10 protein-coding genes are annotated in these 18,222 nt (G+C 32.4%); 7 read left to right on the top strand and 3 right to left on the bottom strand.

Features of this window, described 5'->3' with window-relative positions:
• Positions 1-16 precede the first annotated feature (16 nt).
• Both M9Q43_RS05700 and prmC read left to right on the top strand, forming a co-directional pair.
• Positions 17-925: a hypothetical protein gene (locus M9Q43_RS05700; protein ID WP_262317992.1), complete on the top strand. Its 909-nt coding sequence runs from the start codon at positions 17-19 to the stop codon at positions 923-925.
• Positions 925-1,782 carry a peptide chain release factor N(5)-glutamine methyltransferase gene (prmC, locus tag M9Q43_RS05695; protein ID WP_262317991.1) on the top strand — a complete coding sequence of 286 codons (858 nt, stop codon included), beginning with the start codon at positions 925-927 and terminating at the stop codon, positions 1,780-1,782. The genes M9Q43_RS05700 and prmC overlap by 1 nt, the downstream gene beginning before the upstream one ends.
• Before the next feature lie 98 nt (positions 1,783-1,880).
• Here the strand turns inward: prmC and M9Q43_RS05690 are convergent, their stop codons facing one another.
• Positions 1,881-3,122: an ABC transporter permease gene (locus M9Q43_RS05690; protein WP_262317990.1), complete on the bottom strand. Its 1,242-nt coding sequence runs from the start codon at positions 3,120-3,122 to the stop codon at positions 1,881-1,883.
• A gap of 169 nt (positions 3,123-3,291) precedes the next feature.
• Here M9Q43_RS05690 and hisS point away from each other — a divergent pair, with 169 nt between their 5' ends.
• The 3 genes from hisS to M9Q43_RS05675 are packed head-to-tail and all read left to right on the top strand — an operon-like array spanning position 3,292 to position 5,576.
• A complete protein-coding gene (gene hisS, locus M9Q43_RS05685) occupies positions 3,292-4,662 on the top strand; it encodes a histidine--tRNA ligase (protein ID WP_262317989.1) in 1,371 nt (456 codons plus the stop codon).
• 42 nt (positions 4,663-4,704) lie between these two features.
• Positions 4,705-5,052: a hypothetical protein gene (locus M9Q43_RS05680; protein WP_262317988.1), complete on the top strand. Its 348-nt coding sequence runs from the start codon at positions 4,705-4,707 to the stop codon at positions 5,050-5,052.
• A gap of 11 nt (positions 5,053-5,063) precedes the next feature.
• Positions 5,064-5,576, top strand: coding sequence for a MepB family protein (locus M9Q43_RS05675; protein ID WP_262317987.1), 513 nt, complete (start codon positions 5,064-5,066; stop codon positions 5,574-5,576).
• A gap of 1 nt (position 5,577) precedes the next feature.
• On the opposite strand, the gene M9Q43_RS05670 is transcribed toward M9Q43_RS05675, so the two are convergent.
• Positions 5,578-6,522: a tRNA dihydrouridine synthase gene (locus M9Q43_RS05670; RefSeq protein WP_262317986.1), complete on the bottom strand. Its 945-nt coding sequence runs from the start codon at positions 6,520-6,522 to the stop codon at positions 5,578-5,580.
• Between the two features lie 17 nt (positions 6,523-6,539).
• Complete coding sequence (locus M9Q43_RS05665; RefSeq protein WP_262317985.1) at positions 6,540-7,217, bottom strand: carboxylesterase family protein; 678 nt, start codon at positions 7,215-7,217, stop codon at positions 6,540-6,542.
• Positions 7,218-7,539: 322 nt separating this feature from the next.
• On the opposite strand from M9Q43_RS05665, the gene M9Q43_RS05660 reads away from it, so the two are divergent.
• Together M9Q43_RS05660 and M9Q43_RS05655 are read left to right on the top strand one after the other, a co-directional pair.
• On the top strand, positions 7,540-12,501 hold the full coding sequence (locus M9Q43_RS05660) for a reprolysin-like metallopeptidase (RefSeq protein WP_262317984.1): 4,962 nt from the start codon (positions 7,540-7,542) through the stop codon (positions 12,499-12,501).
• An 11-nt stretch (positions 12,502-12,512) separates the two neighbouring features.
• Positions 12,513-18,212: a choice-of-anchor D domain-containing protein gene (locus tag M9Q43_RS05655; RefSeq protein WP_262317983.1), complete on the top strand. Its 5,700-nt coding sequence runs from the start codon at positions 12,513-12,515 to the stop codon at positions 18,210-18,212.
• Positions 18,213-18,222 lie beyond the last annotated feature (10 nt).

Genomic DNA, 18,222 nt, shown 5'->3' with positions numbered 1-18,222 from the left:
TATTAAGATTAAGTTTATGAAGATTAAGATTTTATTTTTTTTATTGATTTCGGTAGTTGGTTTTTCGCAAAAGAAAAAAATTAACGAAGAATATGATTACATCAACAATTATTATCAATTTGTTTATCTGGCACAATATGAATATTTGAAGGAGAATTATCAAAAAGCCTATGATTTATTAAAAACAGCTGAAAAGAATTGTCCATTATTGAAACAAATGGAAATTAATGAACCTGCAGTTTTAGCTGAATGTGCTATGCGATTAAACAAGCCAGAAGAAGCGGTTCATTATATTGAAATTTTAGTTAGAGATTATGGTGCTAAGTTTGAAAATTTTAAAGATGCTCCTCTTTATAAGGATATTCAAAACACAAGATATTGGAGAAAATTAGAACGAAAGGCTAAAAAATATCATGAGGCTTATCTAAAACAAGTGAATTTAGATTTGAGAAATGAAATTTTAAAAATGAAGGAGGAAGACCAAAGTGTAAGAATTAATCGTGATTATGAAGGATTGAAAAGAGTGGATAGCATTAATTATTTAAAGTTAAGAAAGATTGTTGCGGATTGTGATTGCTTTCCTGATGAAATGTTTCCTCAATTTGGAAATTATACAGTTGATGATAAATTTTTCAGTGCAGTTATTTTCGTTTATCATATAAATAGTGAAGATGCAGAATATTGGAAGCCTATTTTTCTCGATTTAATTAGAAGAGGAAGAGCGCCTGCAGAAATCTATGGTTTTTTGATAGATAGTAATTTAAGAGGTAATGGCGTTTATCTTTATGGGATTTATAGTGGAATAGAAAAAGATTTGATTGAGGATTTTGATAATTTAGATAAGCGAAGAATTGCTGTAGGTTTACCGCCCTGGCAATTAAGAAAAGATATTCTAGAACTTATTAAAAAGAAATACGGAATCTAATGCTACTTAAACAATACAAAGCCCACTTTTTCAATTCGTTAAAAAACATTCAAGATGAACAAGAAATTAAAAGTTTCTTTTTTATCCTAACCGAATATTTGCATAATTTGAAGCGAGTAGATGTTGCTTTGAATCCTGATTTTGAGATTTCAGATGCAGCAATTGAAAAGTGGAATGCTATTTTAGTGGATTTACAACAAGAAAAACCCATTCAATACATCACAGGAGAAGCTTGGTTTTATGGATTACGTTTTGAAGTCAATGAAAATACTTTAATTCCAAGACCTGAAACAGAAGAACTTGTTGAATTTATTCTAAAAGAAACTTCCAACTTCCAACTTCCAGCTTCCAGCTTAAATATTTTGGATATTGGAACTGGTACAGGTTGTATTCCAATTTCATTAAAAGTAAATTTACCACAAGCAAACGTTTCAGCAATTGATATTTCCGAAAAAGCATTAGAAGTGGCTAAAAGGAATGCGGAGTTAAATAAAGTGGAAATCAATTTTATTGAAGCCAATATTTTAGAAGTTGAAGATTTGAATCAACATTTTGACATCATCGTTTCCAATCCTCCCTACATTCGTAATTTGGAAAAACAAGAAATCAAGAAAAATGTCTTGGATTACGAACCGCATTTGGCGCTATTTGTAGAAGATACCGATGCCTTACTTTTTTATAGAAAAATTGCGCAATTGGCCTTGAAAAACTTGTCGCCAAACGGATTGTTATTCTTCGAAATCAATCAATATTTAGGAAAAGAAACCGTTGAGTTACTTGAAAATCTAGGTTTCAAAAATATCGAATTGAAAAAAGATATTTACGGTAATGATCGAATGATAAAATGTTCAATTTAGGTTTGTAGCACAAAGTTTCACAAAGTTTTTTCACAAAGTACCACGAAGATATAATTTAAAAACCTTGTGCCTTCTTTGTGTTTCTTGTGGTTAACTTTTTATTCGTATCTCAACGCTTCCACAGGATCTAATTTCGAAGCTTTTATCGCAGGGTATAATCCAGAAACAATCGTTACAATAAAAGTCGTAATAAAAGCAGCAATAATCGCCATCCAAGGAATTACAAAGGCAAATCCAATAGCTGATGCAATTCCGAAACCGATTAAAATTCCTAAAATAATTCCAACCAATCCACCTAATTGACCAATTACTAATGTTTCAGTGAAAAACTGCCAAGCAATCGTACTTCTTTTGGCTCCAAGCGATTTTCTAACACCAATTTCACGTGTGCGTTCGGATACCGAAACCAACATAATATTCATTAATGCAATCGACGAACCAAAAACCGTAATAATTCCAATTACCCAAGCCGATATTCCTAAAACTGCTGTGTTAGAAAGTAAGGTTTGAATCAAATCATCACTACGCTCAATTCCGAAATTTTCTTTTTCTACGGGACTCAATTTTCGAACTCTTCGCATGGTAATAATAGCATCGTCAACCGCTTCGTCTAAAAGAGCTTCATTGGTAACCATTACGTCTAAATCGTAATTGATATTTGGAGCAGAAAACAGTGAACGCGCTACTTGTGTTGGAATTAAAACACGTAAATCTTGACTATTTCCGAAAGTTGAACCTTTCTCTTTCAAAACACCAATAACCTTGAATTTTGCTCCACGAATTGATATGGTTTTATCTAACGGATTGATGTTTTCAAATAACCCTTTTTCAAAATCCGAACCTAAAACACAAACATAATTGTTGTTTGAAATGTCAAAAGAATTAAAATTTCTTCCTTTTACCACTTCTAAACCTTTGTTCGGACAAAAATTCTCATCTACTCCAACAATAGAAATTTCTGGATCGGTCTTTTTTTCGCCATATTTAACTTCAACCGCCGAACCTGCTGTAAATGATAAAGAGGTTGTGGTAAATGGAAAATTAAATTTGTCTTGAAAAGCCTTGGCTTCTGGATAGCTAATGATAGGATTGACGCGTTGTTCTGCATCGTTTTGATTAATTTCAGAAGAGAAATCGTATTGGCTAATTGAAAAAGTATTCGCTCCCATTGAAGCAAAATCTTTTAAAATCGTATTTTCTAAAGCCGAAACAACTGTTAGAATTCCAACCAAAGCTGTGATTCCAATAGCAATAATCATAACCGTTAACGAAGTACGCAAAGCCTGACCTTTAATAGAATCAAGCGCAATTTTTGTATTTTCTTTAAATAATCCTACCATGACTATAAGACTACAAATTATTTATTTTGTTACATTAAAAAAGTAATTAGTAAAAAGTAACTAGTAATTAGTCTTATAATTTTTTGAAGTCAGTAATATATCCGATATTTGCATTGCAAAAAATCAGAATTGTCTTATTGACACATTTTCAAATTGACACATTAGAAAAATGGCACAAAAACCAAGCATACCAAAAGGAACCCGAGATTTTTCACCAGCAGAAGTGGCGAAACGCAATTATATTTTTAGTACGATAAAAACTAATTTTGAGAAATTTGGCTTTCAACCTATTGAAACGCCTTCGTTTGAAAACTCAGAAACCTTAATGGGAAAATATGGTGAAGAAGGCGATCGTTTGATTTTTAAGATTTTGAATTCAGGTGAATATTTAAAAAATGTTCCTTTAGAATTTTTAGAATACAGACAAGAAAATGTCGTAACTCCTAAAATCTCCGAAAAAGCCCTTCGTTACGATTTAACAGTTCCATTTGCGCGTTATGTGGTGCAACACCAAAACGAAATTGAGTTTCCGTTCAAGCGTTACCAAATTCAACCGGTTTGGCGTGCCGATAGGCCTCAAAAAGGACGTTTTAGAGAGTTTTATCAGTGTGATGCCGATGTAGTGGGTTCGAATTCCCTTTGGCAAGAAGTAGAGTTGGTACAATTATATGACTCGGTTTTTAGTCAGTTAGGATTAGGTGGCGTTACGATTAAAATTAACAATCGTAAAATATTATCTGGAATTGCTGAGGTAATTGGAGCTTCAGATAAATTGATTGATTTTACGGTAGCTTTAGATAAATTAGATAAAATAGGTGAGGACGGCGTGAAGAAAGAAATGTTAGAAAAAGGCATTTCGGAAACGGCGATTGAAAAAGTACAGCCATTATTTAATTTCACAGGAACCATCAACGAAAAAATAGAAAAATTAGCCAATTTATTAGCGAATTCTGAAGAAGGAATGAAAGGGGTAAACGAGTTGAAATTTATTTGTGACAACGTTATGACTTTAGGTTTGCAAACCGCTTTCTTGGATTTAGATGTTACGTTAGCGCGTGGTTTAAATTATTACACTGGCGCCATTTTTGAAGTCGCTGCGCCAAAAGGTGTTGCTATGGGTTCGATTGGTGGCGGTGGCCGTTATGATGACTTAACGGGTATTTTCGGATTGAAAAATATGTCGGGCGTAGGAATTTCATTTGGTTTAGACCGAATTGCTTTGGTAATGGAAGAAGTTGGTTTGTTTCCAGAAGCTGTTTTAGCGACATCAAAAGCGTTATTCTTAAACTTTGGTGACAAAGAAGCTTTGTATTCGATGAAAGCCATCGGTAAATTGCGTCAAAAAGGAATCAAAGTTGAGTTATATCCTGATAAATCAAAAATCGATAAACAATTCAAACACGCCGATAGGAGAGGAATTCCATTTGCAGTAATTGTAGGTGAATCAGAAATCGAGCGTGAAGAATTTGGTTTGAAAAATTTAGCTACTGGCGAACAACAAAAAGTAGACTTTGCAACATTAGTTACGTTATTACAATAAATAAAAGCCGAACTTTGTTGTTGAAATTTAATAGAATTTAATATGAATGTAGACGACGAAGCTAAAAAAGTAATTTGGTCACTTCAGAACAATAAACGTACTGAAGCAGAACGAAATGTGTTTCAGCCCACAGGTAAAAAACCGATGAATAAAAACGTTGTTTATATTTTGTCGGCGATTGGAATTACTTTTTTGATGAGTTTTGCGTTGTCGTTATTTTCTAAAGAAACTACTAATTTTTGTTTTTTGATTGATAGTTATTGTTTCAATTCAACTGAAAATCCAATTGCGTACACATTTTATATTTTCATGAATCTTTGGATTTTAATTTTAGGAATTGGAATCGCTTATTTGATTGGGAAAAAGTTAGGTGATCGTTTTAAGATTTAAATTTTCAATAAATGAATTCAGAAAGTTTTGAAAGCGATTTGCAATTAGCTAAAAAAATACTTTATAATGAGTGTGGTTTTCAATTTCAAAATCTTATTTGGAATTCTGAGAGTGCAAATTATGGTGCTTGTTCTTTTGAATTGAACAACAAACTAATTCAATACCGAGTTGCGAATATCACTCCTTCAAAAATCGGACAATTTGTTGCTATTTGGAAACGAAATAGCGAAGGTATAACAGCTCCATTTGATGTTTCTGATTCTTTAGATTTTATGATTATTTCGGTACGAGATTCAGAAAATTTCGGTCAGTTTATTTTTCCAAAATCGGTTTTAGTTTCCAAAGGAATTATTTCTCAAAATGAAAAAGGAGGAAAGCGTGGTATTCGAGTGTATGCGCCTTGGGATAAACCCGAAAATAAACAAGCTATAAAAACTCAGGATTGGCAAGCTAATTACTTTATTGAAATCAAAGAGAATTTACCAGTTGATGTTGAATTGGTAAAACGGATATTTTCAATTTAAATTACCCGTTTTTAAAAATCTCTTTCACTGCAATTTCGTAATTCTTACTATTCCCAGCTTTTTTAATTTTTTTAAAAGTCTTTTGCGGATTAGAAAATGATTCCGAAAAGTATTCCCAAAAACCTAACATTTTCATGCGAATTGGCGTTGGACCAGATAAATAAGCATCATATTCTTGATAAATTTCATCATGAAAAGCTTCAAAAATTTCCAATTTATTTTTTGGATATTCTGTTGTGTTATTTTTAATCATCGAAGGTAAAAATGGATCGGCAATTAAGCCTCTTCCTATCATCCAATGGTCAATCGAAGGAAAACGCTCTTGTAATTCGTTAAATTTTGTTACCGAAGTTATATCTCCGTTATAATAAATCTTCTGTTTTGATGTGTCTAAACATTTTTGAAACGAATCTAAATCGACACCACCTTTGTATAATTGTTTGCCAATTCGGGCATGAATTGCAATATTTTTAATTGGATATTGTTCTAAAATAGGTAAAACATCTAAAATTTCTGTAGCATTTTCATAACCCATTCGCATTTTCATTGAAACGATAATATTCGTTTCATTGTGAACACGTTTTAAGATGTGTTCAATTTGGTCGGTATTTTTTATCAATCCCGAACCCATACCGCATTTTGCCACCATTGGATACGGACAACCTAAGTTCCAATTCAATTCTTTGTAACCGAATTGTTGCACATATTTCGCCACAAATAAAAATTCCTCAGCATCATTCGTTATAATTTGCGGAATAACTTCTAGAGTAGAGTTGTTTTCAGGAAGAATATCTCTTTCGTATGAACCTTTGACTACTAATTTCCCGTTTAATTTGATGTATGGCGAATAAAATGTATCGATGCCTCCAAAGTGTTTGTGAAAGGCGTTTCGGAATCTAAAATCGGTAAATCCTTGTAAAGGCGAAGATAATAAGGTAATGCTCATGAGGCAAAGGTAATAGATTATTCTCTTTTTTGTTCGAATAACCAATTATACATAGCATCTTGATGAAAAATGTTTTCCACACTTCCGTGATTTCCGCCTTTTATGATGGTAAAAATTAGTTTTGCTTTTTCATTGCATTTTCTAATTGCATTCACCACTTTTTCTGATTCAGAAACCGGAACAATGTAGTCTTTATCACCATGCTGAATCCAAAGCGGAATTGTGCTTAATTTGCAGCCATCGCTTACATTTCCGCCACCACAAATAGCTACTGCTGCAGTAATCTTATCAGCATGCTTACCTGCAAAATGTAAGGTTCCATAACCGCCTAAACTCATACCGCAAACGTAAATTCGAGTAGAATCAGTATTGTAATTTTTTTGTACATATTCTAAAACTTCCAAAACTTTATCAGGATTCCAACTCCCTTTTGCTAATTGAGGCGCTACTACTATGGCAGGGATTTTTCTTCCTTTATCCATAGCGCGAAGGACACCATATCTTCTCACACGATTCAAATCAGTTCCAGAAAGACTTTTTCCATGGAGAAAAATAAGAATAGGTTGTTTTTCGGTGCTTTCTTTTTCGGGAACATTAATCCAAAATGGATAAGTAGTTTTATCAGTTATGGTTTTTAGTTGCGCTGAAATTGAGTTGTAGACAAATAAGATTATAAATATGTATGTTAATTTCATGATATCTTGATTTTAAGATACAAAAGTAGAGTATTTGTTCTAATTGATGATTTTTAACGAAAATCATTATTGTTTAAAACCAATGTTTGCTAATTATCGTAAGTGTAATTTTAAATATTTTATAGTGTTTATTAAATTAAAATTAAGATAAAATTAACTAAAATGTAAGAAAAGTCACAAAATATTATGATGTTGTTAAATATGTTGTGTATTGGTTATTGTCTGAAAAATCTGTAAGAAAATAACTTAATTTTGTAACAAATTATGTATGAAGTTTTTGTAAGAGTTTCTTATAATTATTTCTCCCCAAATACTAAAATTCATGAAAAAAACTCCCCTACAATTCATGGTAATTGCATTGCTATGTCTTAATTTTTCGTTAGCTCAATCTATTTGGAGACAAGTTGATGTTAATGAAGTACAAACTAAAATAGGTAAAGGAACAAAAGAACAGCTTCCTTCTTCTTACAACTTATATAATTTTAGTTTTTCAAATTTAAAAAATCAATTAGCACTTGCGCCAGAAGAAAATTTCGATTTAAAAAATAGTGTAGGAGCTTCTGTTTCTTTTCCATTTGAAGATGGACATGTTGAAGATTTTAACATGAAAAGGGTTTATTATATGCACAAAGACTTGAATGCATTATATCCTGAAATTCAATCTTATGTTGGTGTTAGTAGACAAAATCCATTGCATAAAATATATATTAGTTTATCTGCGGATAATTTTTATGGTGTAATAAATGGTGAAAAAATAATTTATTTAGATCCATATAAAAGAGGCGAATCTGATTATGTAATTGTTTACAATAGAAAAAATTTCAATAAAGCTACTGATGATGATTTTAGTTGTGCCTATGTTGATGAAGAAAATGCCGAAGAAATAGTACAATTTGGAACACAACAACTCCAAAGAAATATTACTGATGGAAGATTTAGGACTTATGACATTGCAATCGCATGTACTTCTGAATATTCTGCTTATCATGGTAATACTGTTGCAAATGTTTTAGCAGCAATGAACACTACAATGACAAGAGTAAATAGTGTTTTTGAAAGAGACATGGGATTAAGATTTCAAATAGTACCTTCAAATAATAGACTTATTTATATTAATGGTTTCAATATCGATAGTACACCAGATCCAGATCCATACGATAATTATAGCGGGTCACAAATGCTATCTGCAAATACAGGAAATATTTCTGGATTAATAACTGCAGCTGCTTATGATATTGGCCACGTGTTTAGTACAGGTGGTGGTGGAATTGCAGGAACAGGACCTTGTGGAGCAAATAAAGGTTCAGGAGTAACGGGAATTGTAACACCTGAATTTGATCCTTTTGATATAGATTATGTAGCGCATGAAATTGGTCATCAGTTTAGTGCGGGTCACACGTACTATAATCCTTGTTTTGGTTCTAAAGTTTCCGATGATTATGAACCAGGAAGTGCTTCAACAATTTTAGGTTATGCCGGAATTTGTGCTCCAAACGTTCAAGCAAATAGCGATGGTTATTTTCATGCGAGAAGTATTGCACAAATGACAACTGCAGTAAATTCACATACTTGTGAAACTGAAACCACATATACAAATGTTGAACCGACAGCTAATGCAGGTTCTGATTACACCATTCCAAGAAGTACTCCATTTATTTTAAATGGAGATTTATCCTCTGATCCAACAGTTGGAGATGTTTTAACGTATTGTTGGGAGCAATATGATACAAATGACGGAGGTGCGCAACCTCCAGTTTCAACTAATACAGCGGGCCCAGTTTTTCGTTCATTTTTTCCAACTACTAATCCTGCAAGAGTTTTTCCTAATATGGATGCAATAGTTGCTAATCAAACTCCAACTTGGGAAGTATTGCCATCTGTTGCAAGAACTTTAAATTTCAGATTAACCGTTAGAGATAATAATGTTCAAGTTGGCCAAACCAATAGTGATAATGTAGTAATTACTGTAAATGCAACTGGTCCGTTTGTAGTTAATTCTCCTAATTTAGGAACAGAAGTTTGGTATGCAGGCGAAACTAAAACAGTTACTTGGGCGGTAAATTCTACAAATAGCTTATCTGCAAATGTTAATATTAAATTATCTCTTGATGGAGGTTATACGTATCCAATTACATTAGTTTCTAATACTGCAAATGATGGAACTCAAAATATAACTGTTCCTAATAATATTACAAAAAAGGCTAGAGTAAAGATTGAAGCAGCAACAAATATTTTCTTTGATATTTCTAATCAAGATTTCGAAATTAAACCTGGCACATTTGAATTTATTACAACAGATAATAATATTCCAGTTTGTAAACCAAATATTGCTTCTTTTACTTTTGACTTCGCAAAAGCACCAAATTTTTCAGAGGTTGTTACTTTTTCAATGGACAATTTGCCTGTTGGAATTACGGCAACTTTTTCACCAGCTTCTCTTTCAGTTAACGGACAAGTTACAGTAACACTTTCGGGAGCAACTGCAGTTTCTGCTGGAAGTTATCCTGTTGTTTTAAAAGGAACTTCTACAAATGCTTCAGAAACTATTCCAGTTTCTTTAAATGTATATGAAGATTTTATTGGACAATTGACATTAAATTCTCCAGCTAATGGTGCAACTAATCAAGTTACTTCAGTTTTATTAAAATGGAATACATTAACTAGTGCAGAAGAGTATATTGTTGAAATTTCTGAATCACCATTATTTTCTACCCTAGCAGAAACTATTACGACTTCAAAATTAGAATATCAAACAACTTCATTAGTTGAAGGTAAAATTTATTTTTGGAGAGTTCGTCCTAAGAATACTTGTATTTATGGTTCATATTCTGAAATTTATTCATTTCAAATTTCAAGAGATTTTTGTAACACTTACACCAATGAATATTTTGAAGGTGGCGATAACGTATGGAATACAAATTCAAATAATGCGGTTAGTGCTAGAATGGATGTGACCGATAATTTGATAATTAGTAAGGTTACTTTTTATATGAGAGCTACACATCCATTACTTTCTGATATAAAAATGCAATTTAGAGCGCCTAATGGTATTTTTGCCGAAATTTATAACAGAGATTGTTCGGGAGCTAACTTTAATGTAACGTTTGATGATGACGGAATTCCTTTAACTTGTGGTAATGTGGATCCAAATGTTGTTGCAGGATTAGAAGGAATTCAACAACCAGGTCAAGCTTTCTCAAGATTCATAGGCTCCAATGCTCAAGGAACATGGAACTTGTTAGCTACTGATCGTGTTTCAAATACATCAGGAGGTACATTTAATGAATTTAGTATTACAATTTGTGGAAAATTACAAATAGTTAATAATATCACTTTAGTAAAAAATGCCTTAACGGTTAATCAAGGTGCTACACAAAATATAACTTCAGCTTTTTTAAATGCAGCACAATCTGGTGCAACAACTGCTCAATTAGAGTATACAATTACTAAACTACCAACAAATGGTTATTTGTTATTGAATGGGCAACGTTTATTTGTTGGGGATTCATTCACACAAGCAAATATTAACAGCGTACAACTTTCATACAAACACAACGCATTGAGTACAGTTGCTGATAATTTTGTAGCCACAATAAAAGGGAATAATTTAGCCTTGTTAGGAGGTCAAACTTTCACAATAAATATTACGCCACAAACATGTGCTACTTCAACTACATGGAATGGAGCAACTTGGAGTAACGGAATTCCAGATAAAAATAAAAATGTTATTTTCAATGGAAACTTTACAACTTCTGCAAATATTGAAGCGTGCTCAATTCAGGTAAATGGCTCTGCTGTTCTAACTATTGCTTCAGGAACAAACGTTACTGTAAATAGAGCCGTTTCAATAAATACTTCGGCTAACATAATTGTTCAAAATAATGCAAATTTAATTCAAGTTGAGCATTTAAATAATACAGGAATAGCAACAGTAAATAGGAATAGTACTCCAATAGTTCGTTTAGATTATACACTTTGGTCTTCGCCAGTTGTAAATCAAAATTTATTAGCATTTTCACCACAAACGGTTGCAAATAGATTTTATGTATATAATCCATTAACAGGAACTAATGGTTCTTATGATGCAATTATTCCAAGTTCAAATAATTTTGTACCTACAAAAGGTTATTTGGTAAGAGCTCCAAACAATTGGTCAAGTTCTGTTTATTCTCCTTATAATGGAATCTTCATAGGAACATTTAATAATTCATATTTTAAGCCAGTAATCAAAAAAGGAACTTCTGGTTACAATGCTATTGGAAATCCTTATCCATCAACTATTAGTGCTAATGATTTCATCTTAAAAAACACTTTTAATAGAGGAACAGAAAATCAAACCATCGATGGGACCTTATATTTTTGGACGCATACACAACAAGCTGTTAGCGGAACCTATCCTTTAAATAATTATGCAACTTATACGCTATTAGGAGGAACAGCTTCTGCTGCAGGTGGAGCAACTCCAAACGGAATAATTCAAGTAGGTCAGGGATTTATTGTAAATGCAGTTGTACCAAGTTATATTTCTTTTTCGAACGAAATGCGATTGGTAAATAATGGAAATCAGTTTTTCAGAGCCTTTAATCCTTCAGTTGTTGCATTTAATACTGAAGAAAAACACAGAATTTGGTTAAATCTTAAAAATAATTCTGGACAATTTAGCCAAATTTTAATTGGATATATGAATGAAGCAACGAATGATTATGACTTCGGAATTGATGGACTTGCTTTTGGTAACCAAGGAAGTAATTTATACTCAATTGAAGATGCAAATAAATTTGCGGTACAAGGGAGAACACTTCCATTTACAGATGAAGATGTTGTACCGCTAGGTATATCAATTGTTGAGCCAAGTGTTTATGAAATAACGATTGACAATTTAGACGGATTGTTTGCTGGAAGCCAAAAAATTTATTTAAAGGATAAAGTTTTAAATGTTATTCATGATTTAAAAAGTGCTCCATATTCATTCAACTCATCAGTTGAAACTATTGAAAACAGATTTGAAATTGTATTTAAAAATGAAACTTTATCAAATAATTTAGAAGAATTTTCAAATATAACAATCCATCAATCAGAAAATATCGTACATGTAAAATCTGATAACGATGAAATTGAACAGATTGAGGTATACGATATATTAGGCAGAAACATTTTATATAAAACAAAAATAAACGAAACAGCATTTGATTTTTCTCTTCAAGGGGTTAAAAATCAGGTGTTAATTGTTAAAGTTATCACTAAAAATAAAGGTGTAACAAAAACAAAAATAATTGCAAACTAATTTTTATTCTTATGGTAGCACCCCTACTTAAACAAAACAAAACAAAAGCATTACTAACTTTTATGTTGGTACTGTTTTTTAATTTAACAAATGCTCAAACCACTTTCTTTAATGCAAATTTTGAAAATGCAACTGGAAATAACGCTTGGACTACTTCTAGTACAGGTGCAAACGCAAGTAGCTGGTTGCGAGGTGTAGACAATGCAGCTGGTGTAGGTCATAACAGACCAGCAGTTCCTCTACTTTTTGCAGGAACTGGTAATACAACTAATTGTTTGTACACACAAAGACATACTACGACTTATCAAAGCAATACTAACATTCAGGCTACTTCTCCAGTAATAAATTTTTCTGGTTATCAAAATGTTACATTATCGATAAGTACAAGAACTGACATTGCAGATAATACAGATGATGGAATTAAAGTTCAGTATAGTTTGAATAATGGTGCATGGCAAGATTTAGGAAACGGATTTGCTGGTTGGTACAACAGCACTATATCGGCGCTTGGTTCAAATGGTTGGTCTGGTGGAAACGCAAATACGCAATGGGTAAACAGAACAATTAATATTTCAAATCAAGATATCAATTTTAACGGAAACGATGCTGTTCAATTTAGAGTAGTATTTGCTTCTGACAACAATAATAACGATGTAGGTGCAGCTTTTGATAACTTTAGATTAATAGGTTTTACGGCTCCAGAGATTCAAGTTAGAGGAAATAATGTTAACATTCCAGACAACAACACTGCAACTTCTTTAGCTGATTTTACAGATCTAGGTGGTATTTTACCAGGAAATTCAATTACAAGAACTTTTGAAATCAGAAATACAGGTTTTCAAAATTTAACTATCGGAGCTTTTACTTTCAGTGGAGTAAATGCTACTGAATTTACATTAGTTACACCTCCTGCTGCAACAGTTATCCCGGGTGGTTCAACAACGTTTACAGTTCAGTTTTTACCTACTGCATTAGGTATCAGAACTGCACAACTTTCATTTGTTAACAACGATACTAACGAAAATCCATTTAATTTTAATATAAGCGGTACTGGTGGTGAGCCTGAAATTAGTATAAGAGGTTTGGGAAATGATGTTCCTGATAACGCCTCTGCCGGAAATTTAATCAATGGAACCCTTTTCCCAAATACATTAGTAGGCAATACGAGCACTAGAACTTTCACTATTAGAAATTCAGGAAATGCGCCTTTAAATTTTACTGGTACACCAGTAGTTCAAATTAGTGGTAGCTCAGCATTTACAATTACTACATTCCCAACAGGCCCGATACCTGTGGGTGGTTCATCAGATTTAATTATTTCATTTAGTCCAACAACAGCCGATAACTTTTTAGCGTTAATTACTATATTAAATAACGATACTAGTGAAAGTATTTTTGATTTTGTAATTCAAGGAAATGGTACGGTAGTAGGGACTGAAATAAACGTAAAAGGAAACGAGGAAACAATCGCGGACGGAGATGTAACTCCTTCTACTATTGATTTGACTGACTTCGGAACTACTTTTATAGGTACACCTATCTCAATTCCTTTTCAAGTTTTTTCAGTTGGAACAAATACTTTAAGAGTTAACTCTACTGTTATAACTGGTGGAACTGGTTTTACGGTTACAAATTTAGCTGGAGATATACCATCAGGAGGTGTAGCATCTTTTGTAGTAACATTTACTCCAACAGTAACCGGTACTTTTGACGCTACTGTTACTGTAAATAATAATAGTAATATAAATGCCGGAAAACCAACATATACTTTTAGAGTTTCTGCTAGAGTTATTGCCTTACCTACGCTAACAAATGCACCAGGTGGAGTTATCCCTAACCTTAAACTTTGGTTGAAAGCAGACAGAAATATTGGTACCATTGCAGACGGAGCAAACCTTAGTACTTGGCAAGACAATACATTTGGTAATACAAGAAATGCGAATTCAAAACTTGGAAGAAATCCCATATTTTATAACAATCCAACCTATAATGTAAACTTTAATCCTGTAGTACATTTTGACGGAAGCAGTGCTATGTATGCAGGACAAGGATTTAACAATCATGACATGTTTATTGTTATCAAACCTACTAATACAATAACTAGATCTACTAGTGCACAAGACGTTTTTAGTGGTGATGATGTAAATACAAATCAAGGAAGTCAGGACGTTACTGGTTTCAACTTAGGAAGTTCATCAGCAAGATATACTAATGAAGTTATAGCTTATAATCAAGCAGCTAATACTGAATACGGCGAAGCTGAAACTAGTACCACTAAATCATATACTGGAATTCAACTATTTAATGCAAGAAAAAGAAATGTAAATAATAATAGTTTAATGCATCTTTTTAATAATGGAATACAATTATCTACAACTTCAGTTGCAACAGGGACATACAAAAACATATTAAATTCAAGATATTGGTTAGGAAGAAGTGAGTTCTTTGATGCTAGTTATAATGGAGAAATACTTGAAGTGATTACTTATGATGCCAGAAATAATGATGCAAATAGAAGAAGAATTGAATCTTATTTAGCCATAAAATATGGAATTACTTTAGGGGTAAATGGAACTAGTTTAGATTATGTAGATTCTAATGGAACAACCATTTATAATGCATCTGCTGGATTTAATTTCGATATCGCTGGAATTGGTAGAGATGATTTAGCACAGTTAAATCAGAAACAATCTAAAACAGAAAATAAAAGTAATGATATTACCATTGGTTTAAGTAATATTTTTGAAACTAATAGTTTAAATACAAATACTTTTCAAGGAAATAGAAGATTTTTAGTTTGGGGTAACGATAATGGAACATTAGGAGCTGCAACACCACTTACAGCTAACATAAGTTCGGGTATTACGCCAGCTCTAACTACAGATGTTGAATTTACATCTGTTGAAAGAAAATGGAGAGTAGTAGAAACTGGTGGAGATGTTGGTGCTGTAAAAGTTTCAATACCTTCAGTAATGCTTACTGCTACACTAGCGCCTCCAGGTGATTTTTATATGTTAGTTTCTGACACTCCAACTTTCACAGCTGCTGCAGAATATAGAGTAATGACAGCCAATGGATCTAATTTAGAAACAAATTACGATTTTAACGGAACAAAATACATCACTTTTGGATATTCTCCAGATAAAACTTTTGCAAGATCAATAGATTTTAATGGTACATCAGATTATATCAATTCAGGAGATAACGTAGACTTAGAAAATGAATTTACTGTATCGGCTTGGATAAAAAGAGATGCTGTAAATGGAAGTATTTTAAGTAAAAGAAACGCAACAACTGGTTACGATTTTTTCATTAACGCTTCAGGAAATGCACAAATGACTTGGACTAATGGTGGTGCTGCACAAAACATAACATCAACAATTGTTATTCCAGCTTCAAAATGGCATTATATAACTGTTTCTTATGACGGAACTACAGCTAAAATGTATATTGATGGAATATTAAATAACACGGTAAACTTATTAAGACCTCAAGCGAATACATTCGACTTTTTAGTTGGTGCTGCAAATTCGGCTTCACCTACTCGTTTTTTCAATGGTACTATTGATGAAGTTCGAGTTTGGGATATGGAAATTACAGAAAGTCAAATTAGATTTTTGATGAATCAAGAAATGGATAAGCATTCTGATGGTAATATCAAAGGAAGTATAATTCCGCAAAACATATCTCTAAATGAAGTAGTTTCATTATCATGGAATAATTTACTTGTATATTATCCAATGTCAACTTTTAGCTTCACAAATTTAAAAGACAAATCCGATAATAATGTAGTGGGTGCATTAAGAAATTTAACTACCGTAGACAGACAAACTGCTCCACTTCCATACGAATCTGGTTCAAATGGAAATTGGAATACAGCAGGGACATGGACGAATAGTGCATTAAATTATATTCCAAATTCAAACTCTGTTATCGATGGTACAACTCCAATTGATTGGAACATTGTGAAAATTAATAATGATGTTATTTCAACGGGCAACAAATCAGTATTAGGATTGTTTGTGAATACTACTCGAAATTTATTAGTTCAAAACGACACTAAAATGCAAATTTCGCATTACTTATTATTGGACGGAAAAATTGATTTAGTAGGTCGTTCGCAATTAATCCAAACATTAAATAGCGATTTAGATGTTGCAAGTACAGGAACTATCGAAAGAGATCAACAAGGAACAGGAAATTTATTTAACTATAATTATTGGTCATCTCCAGTTAGTACAGTTGCGAGTGCAATTTCTAATAACACAGGATTTACAATTAATAATGCGATGAAAAATGGAACAAATCCTGCAACACCATCAAATATTAATTGGGTTACTGGTTATAACGGAAGCACAGCTCCTTTTAACATTGCAAGATATTGGTTGTATAAGTTTACTAACTTAACTCCAGATTATGCAAATTGGCAACAAGTTAATGAAAACTCAGTTTTAGCTACAGGTCAAGGATATACAATGAAGGGAAGTGGAGTAGCAGCTCCTCCAACAATTACAACTCAAAATTATGTATTTGTAGGAAAACCAAATAATGGTTTAATTTCTTCATCTGGATTGAATATCGGTGCAGGAAGTATCAACCTACTTGGTAACCCTTATCCATCTGCTTTAGATGCAACTACTTTTATTAATGACAATTTAGCAAATATTGATGGAACGCTGTATTTCTGGGAGCATTATGCAACAAATAACACACATGTTTTATCTGGTTATCAAGGCGGTTATGCAGTTAGAACAGCTCTAGGAGGTGTTGCTCCAGTTGCTCCTGCTTTAATTAGTGGCTCTGGTTCGAGTACAAGAATTCCAGGTAGATTTATTCCAGTTGGTCAAGCGTTTTTTGTTAAAGGAAGTGCGTCTGGTGGAACGGTTAGATTTAATAACAATCAAAGATTATTTATCAAGGAAGATAATGTTGATTCAAATATTATGTTTAGAAGTTCATCAGTATTAAGCTCATCAATTATATCCGAAGAAAGTAATCAAGAAGATGCATACGAAATGAATCCGTATAAACTTATTAGAATAGGTTTTACCGCTTTGAATACAAATATGCACCGACAGTTATTATTAGGATTCACACCTAATAACGAAGCTACTTCAGGAATTGATAACGGATTTGATGGTGTTTTATTTGATTTGCAAACAAATGATGCTTATTTTCCATTATCGGATAAAAATTTAGTTATTCAAGCCGAGGGAAGTTTTAATGATAATGGAATTTTTCCAGTCAATGTAAAAGCTTCTGCAAGTACAAATGGTAAATTTATTATTGAAGAATTAGTGAATTTTGATGATGCACAAGAAATTTATCTACACGATAATCAAACTGGAATTTATCACGATTTAAAAGGTGGAGAAGTTGTTTTGCCAGTTTCAACAGGAGAAAACGCGAATAGATTTACAATTCGTTTTAAAAATAAAACATTAGGAAACGATGATTTTGAATTGAATAATAATTTGTTCTATCATTACAACAACGAAATCATAATTTTAGACAAACTTCTTAAAGAAGAAATAAAAGAAGTTAAAGTATTTAATATTTTAGGTCAAAATATTAAAACATGGAATAATGATGCAATTGAAACTGGTGCAACTAGAATATCTTTACCAACAAAAATGTTTGCAAAGGGTATCTATATTGTAAATATTACCACTTCAGAAGGTAAATATTCGAAAAAGATTATTATAGAATAGTTTAATAAAA

The organism is Flavobacterium odoriferum (genome assembly GCF_025499515.1).
Taxonomy (GTDB): domain Bacteria; phylum Bacteroidota; class Bacteroidia; order Flavobacteriales; family Flavobacteriaceae; genus Flavobacterium; species Flavobacterium odoriferum.
The sequence above is the reverse complement of the archived record's forward strand: the minus strand, read 5'-3'. Positions and strand labels throughout refer to the sequence as shown.

Bases quoted from the DNA above. Each gene is read 5' to 3' on its own strand.
- M9Q43_RS05700 (WP_262317992.1), top strand. From the start codon at position 17: ATGAAGATTAAGATTTTATTTTTTTTATTGATTTCGGTAGTTGGTTTT.
- prmC (WP_262317991.1), top strand. From the start codon at position 925: ATGCTACTTAAACAATACAAAGCCCACTTTTTCAATTCGTTAAAAAAC.
- M9Q43_RS05690 (WP_262317990.1), bottom strand. From the start codon at position 3,122: ATGGTAGGATTATTTAAAGAAAATACAAAAATTGCGCTTGATTCTATT.
- hisS (WP_262317989.1), top strand. From the start codon at position 3,292: ATGGCACAAAAACCAAGCATACCAAAAGGAACCCGAGATTTTTCACCA.
- M9Q43_RS05680 (WP_262317988.1), top strand. From the start codon at position 4,705: ATGAATGTAGACGACGAAGCTAAAAAAGTAATTTGGTCACTTCAGAAC.
- M9Q43_RS05675 (WP_262317987.1), top strand. From the start codon at position 5,064: ATGAATTCAGAAAGTTTTGAAAGCGATTTGCAATTAGCTAAAAAAATA.
- M9Q43_RS05670 (WP_262317986.1), bottom strand. From the start codon at position 6,522: ATGAGCATTACCTTATTATCTTCGCCTTTACAAGGATTTACCGATTTT.
- M9Q43_RS05665 (WP_262317985.1), bottom strand. From the start codon at position 7,217: ATGAAATTAACATACATATTTATAATCTTATTTGTCTACAACTCAATT.
- M9Q43_RS05660 (WP_262317984.1), top strand. From the start codon at position 7,540: ATGAAAAAAACTCCCCTACAATTCATGGTAATTGCATTGCTATGTCTT.
- M9Q43_RS05655 (WP_262317983.1), top strand. From the start codon at position 12,513: ATGGTAGCACCCCTACTTAAACAAAACAAAACAAAAGCATTACTAACT.